The organism is Pseudomonas sp. 5.2, assembly GCF_059025405.1.
Genome location: NZ_JBYBHH010000010.1, coordinates 171,067 through 187,190, shown reverse-complemented (window position 1 = coordinate 187,190; position 16,124 = coordinate 171,067). Strand labels below are relative to the sequence as shown.

At 61.9% G+C, this 16,124-nt stretch carries 12 protein-coding genes; 9 read left to right on the top strand and 3 right to left on the bottom strand.

The window, feature by feature from the left end:
• The 5 genes from bamB to AC5PZ0_RS16975 all read left to right on the top strand — a co-directional run bounded on the left by bamB (position 1) and on the right by AC5PZ0_RS16975 (position 5,947).
• Positions 1 to 1,143 carry an outer membrane protein assembly factor BamB gene (bamB, locus tag AC5PZ0_RS16995; RefSeq protein WP_027595553.1) on the top strand — a complete coding sequence of 381 codons (1,143 nt, stop codon included), beginning with the start codon at positions 1 to 3 and terminating at the stop codon, positions 1,141 to 1,143.
• 117 nt (positions 1,144 to 1,260) lie between these two features.
• The gene (gene der / locus AC5PZ0_RS16990) at positions 1,261 to 2,724 is read left to right on the top strand and encodes a ribosome biogenesis GTPase Der (protein ID WP_027595554.1); all 1,464 of its coding nucleotides are present in this window, start codon (positions 1,261 to 1,263) and stop codon (positions 2,722 to 2,724) included.
• A 148-nt stretch (positions 2,725 to 2,872) separates the two neighbouring features.
• On the top strand, positions 2,873 to 3,802 hold the full coding sequence (locus AC5PZ0_RS16985; RefSeq protein WP_493855369.1) for an RHS repeat-associated core domain-containing protein: 930 nt from the start codon (positions 2,873 to 2,875) through the stop codon (positions 3,800 to 3,802).
• Between the two features lie 217 nt (positions 3,803 to 4,019).
• Entirely contained in the window at positions 4,020 to 5,168 is a 1,149-nt protein-coding gene (locus tag AC5PZ0_RS16980) for a pyridoxal phosphate-dependent aminotransferase (protein ID WP_493855368.1), read from the top strand.
• Positions 5,156 to 5,947 carry an amidohydrolase gene (locus tag AC5PZ0_RS16975; protein WP_085272641.1) on the top strand — a complete coding sequence of 264 codons (792 nt, stop codon included), beginning with the start codon at positions 5,156 to 5,158 and terminating at the stop codon, positions 5,945 to 5,947. Before AC5PZ0_RS16980 ends, AC5PZ0_RS16975 begins: the two co-directional genes overlap by 13 nt.
• 113 nt (positions 5,948 to 6,060) lie before the next feature.
• Here AC5PZ0_RS16975 and AC5PZ0_RS16970 read toward each other — a convergent pair whose 3' ends face one another.
• Together AC5PZ0_RS16970 and AC5PZ0_RS16965 are read right to left on the bottom strand one after the other, a co-directional pair.
• Positions 6,061 to 8,616, bottom strand: coding sequence for a PepSY domain-containing protein (locus tag AC5PZ0_RS16970; protein WP_493855367.1), 2,556 nt, complete (start codon positions 8,614 to 8,616; stop codon positions 6,061 to 6,063).
• Positions 8,617 to 8,844: 228 nt separating this feature from the next.
• On the bottom strand, positions 8,845 to 11,151 hold the full coding sequence (locus AC5PZ0_RS16965) for a TonB-dependent receptor (RefSeq protein WP_493855366.1): 2,307 nt from the start codon (positions 11,149 to 11,151) through the stop codon (positions 8,845 to 8,847).
• A gap of 221 nt (positions 11,152 to 11,372) precedes the next feature.
• Here AC5PZ0_RS16965 and AC5PZ0_RS16960 point away from each other — a divergent pair, with 221 nt between their 5' ends.
• Both AC5PZ0_RS16960 and AC5PZ0_RS16955 read left to right on the top strand, forming a co-directional pair.
• Positions 11,373 to 12,053: a Fe2+-dependent dioxygenase gene (locus AC5PZ0_RS16960; RefSeq protein ID WP_027595559.1), complete on the top strand. Its 681-nt coding sequence runs from the start codon at positions 11,373 to 11,375 to the stop codon at positions 12,051 to 12,053.
• Positions 12,054 to 12,056: 3 nt separating this feature from the next.
• Positions 12,057 to 12,806: a tetratricopeptide repeat protein gene (locus AC5PZ0_RS16955; RefSeq protein ID WP_493855365.1), complete on the top strand. Its 750-nt coding sequence runs from the start codon at positions 12,057 to 12,059 to the stop codon at positions 12,804 to 12,806.
• 154 nt (positions 12,807 to 12,960) lie between these two features.
• Here AC5PZ0_RS16955 and AC5PZ0_RS16950 read toward each other — a convergent pair whose 3' ends face one another.
• Positions 12,961 to 14,124 (bottom strand): type III PLP-dependent enzyme, encoded by a 1,164-nt coding sequence (locus AC5PZ0_RS16950; RefSeq protein ID WP_027595561.1) that lies wholly within the window; start codon positions 14,122 to 14,124, stop codon positions 12,961 to 12,963.
• A gap of 505 nt (positions 14,125 to 14,629) precedes the next feature.
• Here AC5PZ0_RS16950 and AC5PZ0_RS16945 point away from each other — a divergent pair.
• Together AC5PZ0_RS16945 and AC5PZ0_RS16940 are read left to right on the top strand one after the other, a co-directional pair.
• Positions 14,630 to 15,112 carry a sigma-70 family RNA polymerase sigma factor gene (locus tag AC5PZ0_RS16945; protein ID WP_085272642.1) on the top strand — a complete coding sequence of 161 codons (483 nt, stop codon included), beginning with the start codon at positions 14,630 to 14,632 and terminating at the stop codon, positions 15,110 to 15,112.
• Between the two features lie 17 nt (positions 15,113 to 15,129).
• Positions 15,130 to 16,092 carry a FecR family protein gene (locus AC5PZ0_RS16940; RefSeq protein WP_493855364.1) on the top strand — a complete coding sequence of 321 codons (963 nt, stop codon included), beginning with the start codon at positions 15,130 to 15,132 and terminating at the stop codon, positions 16,090 to 16,092.
• The last annotated feature ends 32 nt before the right edge of the window (positions 16,093 to 16,124 follow it).

Here is a 16,124-nt window from a genome sequence, read left to right as displayed (position 1 = left end):
GTGATCGGTTGGAAACAAGCAGCAGTGCTGACCCTGGCCGTACTGGCCGCGGGTTGCAGCAGCAACAGCAAGAAGGAACTGCCCCCGGCCGAGCTGACCAAGTTCACCGAGGAAGTGGTACTGAAGAAGCAGTGGAGCCGCTCGATCGGTGACGGCCAGGGCGAGACGTACAACACCCTGGTACCGGCCATCGAAAACGACCGTATCTACGCCTCCGACGTCAACGGCGAAGTCTTCGCCCTCGACCGTATCACCGGCGACGTGGTGTGGAAAAAAGACTTGGACCTGCAAGTGTCGGGCGCTGTCGGCGTGGGTTACGGGCTGGTCATGCTCGGCACCCTCAAAGGCGAAGTCATCGCGCTGGACTCCAGCACCGGTGAAGAGCGCTGGCGTTCGCGCGTGACCAGTGAAGTGCTGGCACCGCCCGCCAACAACGGCGACGTGGTGGTGGTGCAGACCCAAGACGACCGCCTGATCGGCCTCGATGCCGCGACCGGCGACCGCCGCTGGATCTACGAAAACACCCCGGCCGTACTGACCCTGCGCGGCACCGGTGCACCGATCGCGACCAACCGCCTGGCGGTTGCCGGCCTGTCCACCGGTAAAGTGATCGCGGTGGATATCAACAACGGCGTGCCAGTGTGGGAGAGCCGTGTGGCCATCCCGCAGGGGCGTTCCGAGTTGGACCGCGTGGTAGATATCGACGGCGGCCTGCTGCTGTCCGGTGGTACCCTGTACGTCAGCACCTACCAGGGCCGCGTAGCGGGCCTGGACCTGGAAAGCGGCCGCGTGCTGTGGCAGCGTGATGCGTCCAGCTACGTGGGTGTCGCCCAGGGTTACGGTAACGTCTATGTCAGCGAAGCCTCGGGTACCGTTGAAAGCGTCGACGAGCGCTCTTCCAGCGCCCTGTGGACCAACGATTCCATGGCTCGCCGTCAGCTGTCGGCACCGGAAGTGTTCTCCAGCTACGTGGCTGTAGGGGACTTCGAGGGTTACCTGCACCTGCTCAGCCAGGTCGATGGCCGCTTCGTCGGCCGTGAACGAATCGACAGCGATGGCCTGCGCGCCCGGCCCCTGGTGGTCGGCGACACCATCTACGTCTTCGGCAACAGCGGTAAGCTCGAGGCACTGACCGTCCGCTGAAGCTAAGCTCAAGACCGCCAACGGTCTTGAGCCGCGGTGTAGGAAACGCCGCACAAACTCCGGCCGCTGCCTTGCAGCGGCCTTTGCATTTTCAAGAATTCAAGAGTGGAGAGCCGCATGGTTCCCGTAATCGCCCTGGTGGGACGGCCGAACGTCGGCAAATCCACCATGTTCAACCGCCTGACCAAGACCCGCGATGCCATCGTCGGTGACCTGTCGGGCCTGACCCGTGACCGCCAGTATGGTGATGCCTCCTGGCAGGGTCGTTCTTTCATCCTGATCGACACCGGCGGTATCACCGGTGACGAAGTGGGCATGGACGAGAAAATGGCCGAGCAGTCGCTCATGGCCATCGAAGAAGCCGACTATGTGCTGTTCCTGGTCGATGCCCGTGCGGGCATGACCGCAGCCGACCAGATGATTGCCGAGCACCTGCGCAAGCGGAACAAGTCGGCGATTCTGGTTGCCAACAAGATCGACAACATCGACCCCGACGTTGCGCGCGCCGAGTTCTCGCCGATGGGCATGGGCAACGCCATTCCGGTGGCGGGCTCCCAGGGCCGTGGTATCAACGCCCTGATGGAAGCCGTGCTCGGCCACCTGCCGCGTGATGCCGAGGACGAAGCCCTCGACCAAGACGTCGCCGAAGGCGAGGAAGCCGCGCGCATTCCTGGCCCAAGCGAAAAAGATGGCATCAAGATCGCCATCATCGGCCGCCCGAACGTCGGTAAGTCGACCCTGGTCAACCGCATGCTCGGCGAAGAGCGCGTGGTGGTCTACGACGAGCCGGGTACCACCCGAGACAGTATCTACATCCCGTTCGAGCGCGATGGCGACAAGTACACCTTCATCGACACCGCCGGGGTGCGCAAGCGCGGCAAGATCCACGAGGAAGTCGAGAAGTTCTCGGTGGTCAAGACGCTGCAGGCGATCAAAGACGCCAACGTGGTCATCTTCGTCATGGATGCCCGCGAAGGTGTGGTCGACCACGACCTGAACCTGCTGGGCTTTGCCCTTGAGGCCGGCCGCGCCATCGTCATCGCCCTGAACAAATGGGATGGCATGGAGTCGGGTGAGCGCGCCTACGTGAAGACCGAGCTGGAGCGCCGGCTGTTCTTCGTCGATTTCGCCGACATCCACTTCATTTCCGCGCTTCACGGCACGGGCGTGGGCAACCTGTACAAGTCGGTACAGGCCGCGTTCACGTCGGCGGTCACCCGTTGGCCAACCAGCCGCCTGACGCAGATCCTCGAAGATGCGGTCAGCGAGCACCAGCCGCCGTTGGTCAATGGCCGCCGCATCAAGCTGCGTTATGCCCACCTGGGCGGCGCCAACCCGCCGCTGATCGTGATCCACGGCAACCAGACCGAGAGCATTCCCAAGTCGTACTCGCGTTACCTGGAAAACACCTACCGCCGCGTGCTGAAACTGGTCGGTACGCCGATCCGCATCGAGTACAAAGGCGGTGAGAACCCGTACGAGGGCAAGAAAAACACCCTCACCGATCGCCAGGTCAACAAGAAGCGCCGCTTGATGTCGCACCACAAGAAGGCCGAGAAGAAGCGCCGCGACAAGCGCTAAGCAACTCGAGCCAACCGCACGGGCCGTCATACGGCCCGATTGCTCTCCTCCCTCCCTGACCTATCATTTCTGCCAGTTTCTGTTTTTAGGTGTTTAAGTACACTCCACTCATTGATGACATTGGGTTGTCTCAGTGTGGGAGAGCGCTATGAGAAGCACAGGGCATGAGCTTTTTTTCTACAAAGCTGGGAAACCTGCGAGCGTGCTAGGCGACCAGCCGGCAACCGCTTACTTGAGAGTGGATACAACGCTGCTGTCAGATTTGACTGGAGGTTCAGCCGCTTCACTATTGGCGGTTGAAAGTAGCGGCAGTGTCCTGCAGGACTGCCAGTTAGATAATGCACAGGGTTTCAGTTACACGCCTTATGGTCAAAGGTCTGCGGGTGATTCACGAGTGACTCGGATGGGGTTTAATGGCGAGTACTTAATGCCTTCCCTTTCGATGTATTTGTTAGGTAATGGTTATCGCGCTTTTAACCCTGTACTCATGCGCTTCCATTCACCCGATAGCTTTTCTCCGTTTCGAGTTATTAATGCCTATGCTTATTGCGGTGGTGATCCGGTTAATAACTTGGATCCTGATGGGCATATAGAAAGGAAGCATCTCGCTAAGCTTAATGCGAACATTAAAATTATTAAGAATGCTCAAAGCAAATTTATTGTAGCTGCTGAAAGCGTATCTTACTTGCCTGATAATATGCTTCTACCGGACGCGGAGCAAGTAGTCAGAAACGCTCTGAACAAAATATACAAGCTCTATGAGGAAGCCAGTCCGGCTCTCGCGTGGTTAACAAGGAAAGCGCATTGGTTTAATTCAAAGTATAGAGATAAGTTTGGTGTGATGAACAAGGTTAGCTCGCGTTTTAAGAATGTGTACACACATTCTTTGAGTACTGTGAACCTGAACGCTCTTCAGAAACATGCGAAATGGACTAACAATTCGGCCAATCGGGAGTTGAATGGGGAATTGAAGCAATTAGAGGCGGACGGTAGCAGACTCCGACTAGGAGGAAGTGAGGCAGGCCCCAACAGACTCCTCGAGATTGATGCAGAAAAAAATCGCCTTAGGAAAGATTAAGTTCCGATTGTCTCTGGATTCAAGCTTCTCCAACGTGCTCCATCAGCCGAATAAGGTGGGGCACGCAGCCTCTGGGCGCATATCTTCGAAGCCGTTTCTCCAACAGGAGCCTTGATCCAAAGCAATCCCCCTATTGTTTCAACCTTTTTCCTGACCGCTCGATCCGCTATGCTCGGACTCCACCCCGTGCCGGATAAACCCCAGGAAAGAGGGCTCCATGATCCGCAGCAAACTGCCGAATGTCGGCACGACCATCTTCACCACCATGTCCCAGCTCGCCGTGCAGACCGGTGCGCTCAACCTTTCCCAAGGCTTCCCCGACTTCAACGGCCCACAGGCGTTGCTCGATGCAGTGGGCCGGCATGTGGCCGCCGGGCATAACCAGTACGCGCCAATGACTGGCCTGCCGGCCCTGCGCCAGCAGGTAGCGGCCAAGGTCGCACGTTTGTATGGCGCACAGGTGGATGCCGATCACGAAGTGACCATCACCCCAGGTGCCACCGAGGCAATCTTTTGCGCCATTCAGGCGGTGATCCAGGCCGGTGACGAAGTCATCGTCTTCGACCCGTGCTATGACAGCTACGAGCCGTCGGTGGAACTGGCCGGTGGCCGTTGTGTGCATGTGCAATTGAGCGACGGCGACTTCCGCATCGACTGGCAGCGGTTCAGCGACGCCCTCAGCCCGCGTACACGCATGGTCATTCTCAACTCGCCGCACAACCCCAGCGGCGCGCTGATCACCCGTGAAGACCTGGAGCAGCTGGCGCAGCTGATCGCTGATCGCGATATCTACCTGGTCAGCGACGAAGTCTACGAGCACCTGGTGTATGACGGCGTACGCCACGCCAGCGTGCTGGCCCATGCCGAGCTCTATAACCGTGCCTTCGTGGTCAGTTCGTTCGGCAAGACCTACCATGTGACCGGTTGGAAAACCGGCTACGTGATCGCCCCACCGGCCCTGAGCGCCGAGCTGCGCAAGGTGCACCAGTACGTCAATTTCTGCGGCGTCACGCCGTTGCAGTGCGCGCTGGCCGACTTCATGGCCGAGCACCCCGAGCACCTCGATGAACTGCCAGGCTTCTACCAGGCCAAGCGCGACCTGTTCTGCGATTTGCTCGAAGGTTCGCGCTTCAGTTTCCGCCGCACGGCCGGCACCTATTTCCAGCTGGTGGACTATTCGCAGATCCGCCCGGACCTGAACGATGTCGAGATGTCGTTGTGGCTGACCCGTGAGCACGGCGTGGCGACCATTCCGGTGTCGGTGTTCTACCAGCAACCCATCCCCGAGCAACGCCTGGTGCGCCTGTGCTTTGCCAAACGTGAGGAGACGCTGCGTCAGGCGGCGGAAAAACTATGCGCGATCTGAGTACACTGCCCGACCTGAAAATCGCCTTGGTGCAGACCACCCTGGCCTGGCACGACCGCGAGGCCAATTATGCGCACTTCGAGGAACTGCTGAAGCAAGTGGGTGAGGTGGACCTGGTGATCCTGCCAGAGATGTTCACCACCGGCTTCTCGATGGAGTCCGAAAGCCTGGCCGAGCCCGAGAACGGCCCGACCTACAAATGGCTCAAGGCCCAGGCGAAGAAGTACAACGCGGTGATCACCGGCAGCGTGATCATCCAGGCCGCCGATGGCAGCCACCGTAATCGCCTGCTGTGGGCGCGCCCGGACGGTGAGATCTTGCACTACGACAAGCGCCACCTGTTCCGCATGGCGGGCGAGCACAAGCATTACACCCCCGGTGAGCGTCAGGTGCAGTTCGAGATCAAGGGCTGGCGGGTGCGCCCGTTGATCTGCTACGACCTGCGCTTCCCGGTGTGGAGCCGTGATGCCCAGGACACCGACCTGTTGCTGTACACCGCCAACTGGCCGGCGGCGCGCCGCCAGCACTGGAACCGACTGCTGCCGGCGCGGGGCATCGAGAACCTGTGCTTTGTCGCGGCGGTGAACCGCGTGGGCACCGATGGCAAAGGCTTCGCCTATTCCGGTGACAGCCAGGTACTGGACTTCCAGGGCGAGAGCCTGCTCAGTGCTGGCGAAGCGGACGGGGTGTTCACGGTGGTGTTGAGAGCGGCGGAGCTGGCGGCATACCGGGCCAAGTTCCCGGCGAACCTGGATGCCGATACCTTCGAGCTGCACTAACAGCCTGCACTGGCCTTTTCGCAGCACAAGGCTGCTCCTACACGTTATGCGCTACACCTGTAGGAGCAGCCTTGTGCTGCGAAAGGGCCAGATGCCTTTACATCAATATCTGATCAGTACACATCCCGCCGATACCGCCCATCCTCGATCAGTTGCTGTACAACGGCTTCTCCAAGCATGCCCTTGAGCGCCGCATCAACGCCGGCCGCCATGCCCTGCAAGCTGCCGCAGACATACACACAGGCGCCATCCGCCACCCAGCGTTTGAACGCATCAGCCTGCTGCAGCAACACATCCTGCACATACACCTTCTCGGCCTGATCCCGCGAAAACGCCAGCTCCAGGCGTGCCAAATCGCCGCTGTCGAGCCAGCCTTGCAGTTCGTTGCCGCACAGCAGGTCATGCGCGCGGTTACGTTCACCGAACAGCAGCCAATTGCGTTGTTCGCCCGCGTTGACCCGCGCGCGCAGCAGGCTGCGCAGGCCAGCCAGGCCAGTACCGTTGCCGATCAGAATCATCGGCACCGGCGATTCGGGCAGGTGGAAGCCACTGTTGCGGCGCAGGCGCACGTTCAGCAGGCCATTCACCGGCAGGTACTCGGTCAGCCAACCAGACCCCAGCCCGAAATTGCCATCCGGGTGACGTTCCTGGCGCACGATCAATTCCAATACACCATCACTGGCGATCGAAGCGATGGAGTATTCACGCGTGCCGATCGGTACCAGCGCATCGACCAGCGCCTGTGCGTGCAAGCCCACTAGCTGATCGCGCCGGCTGGGCAACTGACGGCTGGCCAGCGCCTGGCCCAAGGTCTCGCTCAGGCCGTCGAGCTGCACGGGGGCGTTGGCATCCAGGCCCAGGCCGTCGAGGAAGGCGTCGACCCGCAGCTGAGCATTGCGCGGCAGGATTTCCACCAGGTCGCCGGCTTGCCAGCTGGCAGGCTCCTCGGGGCGCAGGCCGATCAGGTAGACCGGCAAGCCCTGGCTGCCCGGGTTCATCAACTCACGTTGCACCAGCGTCCAGTTGCCGAAACTCGGCGGCTGCCAGGCCGTAACCGGCTGGGCCCCCGTCAGCTGCGCCAGTGCCTGTTGCCATTGTTGCAGCGCCGCCTGGTCGGCGTTGTCCACTTCCACCGGGCTGAACGCCGTGCTGGCACCGCGTTCACCCAACCAGGCCTGCAGGCGACGCGCAAAGCCGCAGAAGTGCGGGTATTGGCGGTCGCCCAGGGCGAGCACGGCATAGTGCAGGTTGTTCAGCGCCCAGGGTTGGCCAAGCACCTTGCGCTCGAACGCGCGGGCGCTATCTGGCGCTTCGCCATCGCCGAAGGTACTGACCACGAACAAGGCACGACGGGCCTGGCGCAGGTCATCCTCGCCCAGCTCGGCCAAGGCGCGGACTTGCACCGGCAGGCCAGCCGCTTGCAATTGCCCGGCACTTTGCCAGGCCAGCTGTTCGGCGAAGCCGCTCTGGCTGGCAAAGCCGATCAGCCAGCTGTCGCTGCCAGCCTGGGTGCTGTCGACGCCGCCTCGGGCAGCGCGAACCTGGCGTTTCTTGCGGCGGCGGTCAAGGTACAGCAGCCAGCCGGTGACGAAGAACAGCGGCATGGTCAGGCTGGCGAGGGTGACGATGATCCGGCCCGGCAAGCCGAAGTATTCGCCCACGTGCAGGGCGTAAACGCTCTGCAGCAACTGCGCCTTGAAGGATTTGTCGGTGTAGCGGTCGTGGCTTTTCACCTGGCCGGTGGCCGGGTCAAGGACCAGCGTGTTGAACGCGCGCGGGTGCGCGGCATCGTCCAGCAGGTAGAACAGGTTGGCCGGCTGGCCACCCGCCGGTGGCAGGCGAAGGTTGTACATGGCCAGGCCCGGGCCTGCGGCCTCTTTGAGGTTGGCCCAGATGGCGTCGTAGTCGACCACCAGCGGCGGTGCGTTCTTGTCGACCTTCTGTGGCCCGTGGCGGCCACGGCCTTCGCCGCGTTTTTGCTGCTGGCCCGCTGCCGGTGCATCGGCCAGCAGCTTGTTCAGGCCTTCGCGATACCATTCATAGGACCAGAACAGGCCGGTGAGGGCGAACAGCAGGTAGAACAGCAGGCACCAGGTACCGGCCACGGCGTGCAGGTCCCAGTTGAAGGCGCGGCCTTTCTTGGCCCACTCGAAGGTCAGCCAGACCCGCCAGTTGAGCGCCTTGCGCGGCCAGCGCAGGTACAGGCCGGAGAGGCAGAAGAAGATCAGCATCAGGGTGCAGGCACCGGTGATCTGCCGGCCGCTGTCGCCCATGGCCAGGAACCGGTGCAGGTTGAGCATCAGATTGAAGAAGTCCTGCCCGGCCACTTCACCCTTGAGCTCGCCGGTGTACGGGTCGGCATAACGCAGCTCACCACGGCGCTGGCCCGGCGGCGGGGTGAAGAAGATCCGCGCAGCATTGCCTTCGTGCAGGTCCACCCACAGCATCGCGACCTTGTCGCCTTGCGCGGCCTCGGCCCGCTGCACCAGTTCGGCGGGCGGCAACACGCCCTCGGGGCGTACTTCGACCTTCAGCACATCGGCATTGAAGGCCCGCAGCAGTTCTTCCTGAAACGACCAGATCGCCCCGGTGATGCCCATCAAGGCCAGCACCAGGCCAGCGGTGATGCCAAAGAACCAGTGCAATTGGAACAGCGTCTTCTTCACCACATCGATCACCTTGTCTTGCCGTTTCAGTTCAGGCGGCGTGCATTATGCCTTGGTACAGGTAAATACGAATCATTGATACACACAAACCCTGTGGGAGCGGGCTTGCCCGCGAATACGTCGGTGAATCCACCAACGCATTCGCGGGCAAGCCCGCTCCCACAGGGTCCACGTTTGCGGCCTAGATCGCAGGTACATCCACCGGCCTTGGCCGGCGGATGTACCTTCACATCAGAAGTGAACGCTGGTGGTCAGCAGCGCCGTCCGCCCAGCCGCCTGGTTGGCGAAGTGGGTGGAGAACGCTTTGTCGTAGTACACCTCGTTGGTCAGGTTCTGCACGTTCAGTTGCAGGTCGACGTTCTTGGTCAGCTTGTAGGCGGCCATGGCGTCGTAGCGCACGTAGCTGTCAACCATGGTGGTGTTGGCCACGCTGCCGTACACGTCATCCACATAGAACGCGCCACCCCCGACGGTCAGCTTCGGCGTGATCGAGTACGTGGTCCACAGGCTGGCGCTGTTGTTCGGCGTGTTCGGCAGTTGGTTGCCATCGTTGGCCTTGCCCAGCGGGCCGCCATCGATCTGGCGCGCCTGCATGTAGGTGTAGCCGGCAAAGACCTGCCACTTGTCAGTGAGCTTGCCGCTGGCCGACAGCTCGATACCCTGCACGCGGGTTTCGCCGACGTTTTCGTAGGTGGTGGTGTCCACCTGAACGCGGGCGTTTTCCTTCTCGGTACGGAACAGCGCGGCGGCCAGGGACAGGCGCTGGTCGAGCAGGTCCCACTTGGTGCCGATCTCGTAGTTGGTGGTTTCTTCCGGCTCCATGTCGCTGCTCAGCAGGTTGCCGGCGCGGTCGCTGGTGTTGCCCAGTGGGTTGCCTTCGGTGCCCTCGCCGAGCATCGCGCCGGGTGGCGTCGCGGAGGTGGCGTAGGAGACATAGATGCTGCCGTTTTCGGCCGGTTTCCAGACCAGGCCCAGTTGGCCGGTGACGAACTCGCTGGTATCACGGCCCTTGGAGGCCACGCCCTTGGCGTTGACCACGGTGGCGCCAGCGGCATCGTAGGTGCGGTACTGGGTATCGAAGTGGTCGTAGCGCAGGCCCATGTTCAGCAGCCAGTCAGGCGTCAGCTCCAAGGTGTCGAAGACGTACAGGGCGCGGGTGTTGCTCTTGGTGTCGGTGCCGGCGTAGTTGCGCGAGATCGCGCCATTCCACGGATCATCCGGGTTCGGATTGCTCAACGAGGTGCAGTTGTAGCCGCTGTTGGCGCCGATCAGGCTCGGGTTGCACGTCGAGGCAGTAGAGCCCCCCGTGTTGGTATCAACGGTGTACGACGAACGCTTGCTCTCTTCCCGGCTCAGCTCGATACCGGTGGAGAAGCTGTTCTTCATCCCACCCACATAGAACTCACCAAACAGGTCGGTCTGGTTGGTGGTGGTGGCGGTGTTGCCAACGCGGCTGTTGGCGCGGCGCCAGACGCTGCCGTTGTTGACGTTGCCCTTGCTGTCGTCAGGCTGGGTCAGGATGTAGTCCTGCATGCTGTTGCCGTGACGCAGGGTATTCTTGATGGTCAGCGCGTCGGTCAGGTCGTGCTCGATCGCGAAGGTGGCGATGTCGACGCGGCTCTTGCGGAAGTCGCGGCCGGTCAGGCCATAGAAGTTGTCGCTGTCACCGCCATCGTACGGTTTGCTCGGGTGCGCCGAGGTACGGGCGCCGCTACCACCGGTAGGAATGGTGTACGGGATGCCGGAATCCGGCAGGTCGTCGCTTTCCAGGTGGTAGTAGTCGAGGTTGACGCGGGTCGGGGTGCCCAGGCCGAAAGCCAGGGACGGGGCGATGCCCCAGCGGTCGTAGTTGACCTTGTCGCGGCCGGCGACGTTGCTCTCGTGGGTCATCAAGTTGAGACGACCGGCCACTGTGTCGCTGAACTGGTAGTTGCCATCGAAGGTGTAGCGTTGGGTCTGGTCACTGCCCCAGGTCCAGGCGCCATCCAGCGAGTTGCCCAGGTGCGCGCGCTTGCTCACCAGGTTGATGGTGCCGCCTGCTGCGCCACGGCCACCGATGGCCGAGTTCGGGCCCTTGGCCACTTCCACCGACTCGATGGCGAAGATCTCGCGGGTTTGCGCGCCGGTATCGCGTACGCCGTCCAGGTAGGTGTCGCCCTGGGCGTCGAAGCCGCGGATGAACGGCCGGTCACCTTGCGGGTTGCCGCCTTCACCGGCACCAAAGGTGATGCCAGGTACCGTGCGCAGGGCGTCCTGCAGGCTGAGGGCGTTGGTGTCCTTGATGACCTGCTGCGGGATCACCGTGACCGAGCGTGGGGTGTCTACCAGCGGCGCGGTGTACTTCTGCGATGAGGCCTTCTCGACCTTGTAGTCGGTGCTGGCTTGTTCGGCCTTGCCGTTGACGCTGGTGGCGTCAAGGGTGACAGCGTTGTTGGCGGCAGGCTCGGCAGCGTAGGCGGTCGAAGCAGTGATGGCGACGCCGATGGCGGTCACGATCAGGCGTGGTGAACTCACAGCAGATGGCACGTAGTGACGCATTGGTAAGGACCTTCCCCAAGGTGATAAGGCGGCGGATCTTAATGTAAGCAATTGTGACTAACAATTGAGAGTCGTTACCATTCGTGAAGAATTTACAATCTTTACAGTTTGCCCTTACGGTTTTCAGTGGCTGAAACGTCTTAAGCGGCGAATGGGGCTTGTGGTATGTAAAAGGGAATCAATATCATTGACGCCTTCACATTTGCCCAGGTGCCGCCGCCATGCTGCTTCACATACCCGGCCTGTTCGATGCCGACGAACTCACGCGTATCCGCGAGGCGCTGGAGCAGGCTGATTGGGCCGATGGCAAGGTCACTGCCGGGTATCAATCGGCCAAGGCCAAGCACAACCTGCAGTTGCCTGAAGGCCACCCGCTGGCCAAGGAACTGGGCAGCGCGCTGATTGACCGCCTGTGGAACACGCCGCGCTTCATGTCAGCAGCGCTGCCGCACAAGGTGTTTCCACCGCTGATCAACTGCTACCGCGAAGGCGGCAACTTCGGCTTCCACATCGACAATGCATTGCGCCAGCCCAAGGGCAGCCCGGAGCGCGTGCGTACCGACCTGTCCTCGACGCTGTTCCTCAGCGACCCGGACAGCTACGACGGCGGCGAACTGGTGATTCAGGACACTTACGGCGTGCAGCAGGTCAAGTTGGCAGCTGGCGACCTGGTGCTGTACCCCGGCACCAGCCTGCACAAGGTCAACCCGGTGACCCGCGGCCAGCGTTATGCGGCGTTTTTCTGGACGCAGAGCCTGGTGCGCGAGGACAGCCAGCGTGCGCTGCTGTTCGAGATGGACAATGCCATCCAGCAACTCACCGCCGATGTGCCCGATCACCCATCGCTGCTGCAGTTGACGGGGACTTACCACAACCTGCTGCGCCGCTGGGCTGAGGTCTGAACCGTGTCATACCCGTTGCGTCGTGAAGAAGTGGTGGATGTTGCAGGGCTCAAGGCCATGCTCGAAGACAGCCCCGGCAAGGCGGCCCAGGCGATCCTGGCAGCAGCGGGGGAGGGGGTGGTCGAGGCGCAGTTGCTGCTGGGGCAGATTCTGCTGGATGGGCGCGGTATCGAGCAGGATGTAGACCTGGCCCGGCGCTGGTTCGCCATTGCCACGGAGGGAGGCAGTGTCATGGCCTGCAACATGCTGGGGCGTTGCCTGGAGCATGGCTGGGGCGGTGAAGCCAGCCTGACGCAGGCGGCCATTCACTATGCCCGAGCGGCAGACGCCGGGCTGGATTGGGGGCTTTACAATCTGGGCAACCTACTGGCCACCGGGCGCGGGGTGCCGGCCAACCAGGCCCAGGCGTTGGTCTGTTACGAGAAGGCCGCGCAGTTGGGGCATGCCAAGTCGATGAACCTGTACGGGCGTTACCTGGAGCAGGGCATTGCCACGGCGGCAAGCCCGGCGCGGGCGGTGCGCTGGTATCGGCGTTCGGCCGAGGCGGGGGACTTTCGCGGGATGTTCAGTTTGGCGATGGTGCTGGTCGAGCGGGGGCAACTGGCTGAAGCCGGGCCTTGGCTGGAGCGGGCGCGGGTTGAGGGGAATGAGAATTTCTTGCGCAGTGCGGTGGCTACATTGCGTGGGGCTGGGCCGTTGCTGGCGGGGTATGCAGCAGGGTATGCCGAGGAACTCGAACAGCGCGGGGAATGATGTCTAGACTGCTGGCCTCTTCGCGGGGCAAGCCCGCTCCCACAAGTTATCTGTTGCCTGTGGCACTTCAGGGTCCTGTGGGCGCGGGCTTGCCCCGCGAAGAGGCCGGCACTGACGCACACATGAAAACGGGGCCTTGCGGCCCCGTTGTTCATTACAGGTAGTAGGCCTTCAGCGGCGGGAAGCCGTTGAATTCCACCGCGCTGTAGCTGGTGGTGTAGGCACCGGTCGACAGCCAGTACAGGCGGTCACCGATCGCCAGGTTCAGCGGCAAGCCATACTTGTAGTGCTCGTACATGATGTCGGCGCTGTCGCACGTCGGGCCGGCGATGACCACTTCTTCCATCTCGCCTTTCTTCTCGGTCCAGATCGGGAACTTGATGGACTCGTCCATGGTTTCGATCAGGCCGGAGAACTTGCCCACGTCGGTGTACACCCAGCGCTCGACCGCGGTGCGCGACTTGCGCGCCACCAGCACCACTTCGCTGACCAGGATGCCGGCGTTGGCGATCAGCGAACGGCCTGGCTCGAGGATGATTTCCGGCAGGTCGTCACCGAAGTCTTCCTTCAGGAAGCGGATGATTTCTTCGGCGTAGGTTTCGAGGCTGTTGGTACGGGTGATGTAGTTGGCCGGGAAGCCGCCACCCATGTTGATCAGCTTCAGTTCGATGCCGTCTTCTTCTTTCAGGCGTTCGAAGATCACCTTGACCTTGGCGATGGCAGCGTCCCAGACGCTGATGTCGCGCTGCTGCGAGCCCACGTGGAAGGAAATGCCGTAGGGCACCAGGCCCAGGTCGCGGGCGAGGATCAGCAGGTCCATGGCCATGTCGGTCTGGCAGCCGAATTTGCGCGACAGCGGCCAGTCGGCAGTGGTCGAGCCTTCGGTGAGGATACGCACGTAAACCTTGGAGCCCGGTGCGGCCTTGGCGATGTTGCGCAGGTCGGCTTCCGAGTCGGTGGCATACAGGCGCACGCCCTTCTCGTAGAAGTAGCGGATATCCTTGGACTTCTTGATGGTGTTGCCGTAGCTGATGCGGTCGGCGCTGACGCCACGGTCCATCACTTTGTCCAGCTCGTAGATCGAGGCGATGTCGAAGCTCGAACCTTTTTCTTTGAGCAGGTCGATGATCTCGACCGCCGGGTTGGCCTTGACCGCGTAGTAGACCTTGGCGAATTCGAAACCGGCGCGCAGGTCGTCATAGGCCTGGCTGATCATCTGGGTATCGATGAGTACGAACGGGGTTTCCTGCTTGTCGGCGAACGCCTTCATTTTCTGGAAGGTGTCACGCGCGAAATAGTCTTCGACCTGGATCGACATGCTCAGGGACTCCATGGGCAAACTGAAAAGATAAGTGGCTGCAAACTGAACGTCCTCCGTATCCCCACTTTGGTTCGCCTACTCAGTACTTGAGCCGGATGGATCGTTTCCAGCATGGACGTTCGGCGCGCACTTTAGGGCGTGAAGAATGCAAGATCAACAGGCAATCCGGGCGTGTTCGTCGCGGATCGACGACCTGCCATTTGAATAACCGACTCATGTGACCGGCAGATGTTCCCCTGGGGTTCGCAAGCGTAAAAAATTGTGGAATAGACCGTGTTGTCCCTTTCGCGGGTAAACCCGCTCCCACAGGGATTACGCTATTCCTGTGGGAGCGGGTTTACCCGCGAAGGGGCCGGTGGTGTTCATATTTATGGCCACGATTTGCTGGCACTTCCGTCCATGAAATCCGCAAAAATTTTTTGTTACCGACTGGCGGATTTGCCGGTTTTGATGAGAAACATTACTATTCGCACCCTTGTCTGCCTCCCTGACGACCCCCACCGTGTCCGCACACAAAGGCTTCCTCGACCACTACCATGAGCTGATCGGCACCTGGACGCGCAAGCTGCGCAGTCGCCAGCAGGCCGAGGACCTCACGCACGATGCCTTCGTCAGGGTTCTGGAGAACCCCCGCGAGCAGGTCGAGCAGCCACGCGCTTACCTGCACCAGACGGCGCGCAACATTGCCGTGGATGGTTTTCGCCGCGAGGACCGGCGTCAGGCGCTGGAAGTGTTCGATGAAACCAGCACAAGCAGCAGCGGCGACCCCGAAGCCTATGTGCACGCCCTGGAGCTGGCCGACAGCGTCGAACGGGCGCTGGCCGAATTGCCCCTCAACTGCCGCCGGGTGTTCATCTGGCAGAAGCTCGAAGGCCTGACCCAGGCCGAGATCGCTCAGCGCATGGGCTTGAGCAAGAACATGGTCGAAAAGTATATGATCCGCACGCTCCGACACCTGCGTGAACACCTGGATGTGTCGGGATGATGAGTCAGGAGACCTCGATGAAACAGCACGGCACCGACACCGTCCGCGAGCAGGCGGCCGAATGGTTCGCCCGCGTGCAGGACGCGCCGCGGGATGCCGAGCTGCAGGCGCGCTTGCACACCTGGTTGGCAGTGGACCCGCGCCATCGCGATGAATTCGAGCAGCTTGCCAGCCTGTGGCGCGCCGCCGACTTCATTCCACGCCAGCGCCTCGAGGCGCTGTGCCAACCAGAGCCCGTGCATCAACTGCCACGCCGGCGCTTGGTACGCCAGGCACTGGCGGCCGGGGTGGCGGTGGTTGCCCTGGGGGTGGCCTGGAGTGGCTGGCAGTACCAGCGCCTCAACCACCAGGGCCAGCTGCAGACCGCCTTTGCCGAACGTCGGCAGGTCGAGTTGCCGGATGGGTCGCAACTGACGCTGAACGGCGGCACGCAACTGCAGGTCGATTTCAGCGCCGGGCGTCGGCACATCCAGCTGAATGCCGGCGAAGCGATGTTCATCGTGGCCCACGACAGCAGCCGGCCGTTTGTGGTCGACACCGCCCAAGGCAGCGTGACCGTCACCGGCACCCGCTTCGATGTGCGCCTGGACCCGGCCGCCACCCGCGTGGCGGTGGAGCAGGGTTCGGTGCGTGTGCAGGGCAAGGATGCCTCGCAGGCGCAACTGACGGCCGGCCTGGGCGCGCATATAGATGCACAAGGCAAGGTGACGCCTTCCTACGCGGTCAATGCCGCCGCGCTCACCGCCTGGCGCCAGGGCAAGCTGGTGTTCGACAACGCCACCCTGGCCGAGGTGGTGGCCGAAGTGTCGCGCTACCGCACTGAGCCGCTGCGCGTTGCCCCCGGCAAGGTGGCGCAGTTGCGCCTGTCCAGCACCTTCAGCAGCGACGACACCGATGCCTTGTTGCGCGCCTTGCCGAGCATTCTGCCGGTGGCCATCAAAGCCCATGAAGACGGTTCTCGCGAAATAATCGCGAAATAGATTCAGGTTTTTTTCAGCCCGTTCGTCTTCCT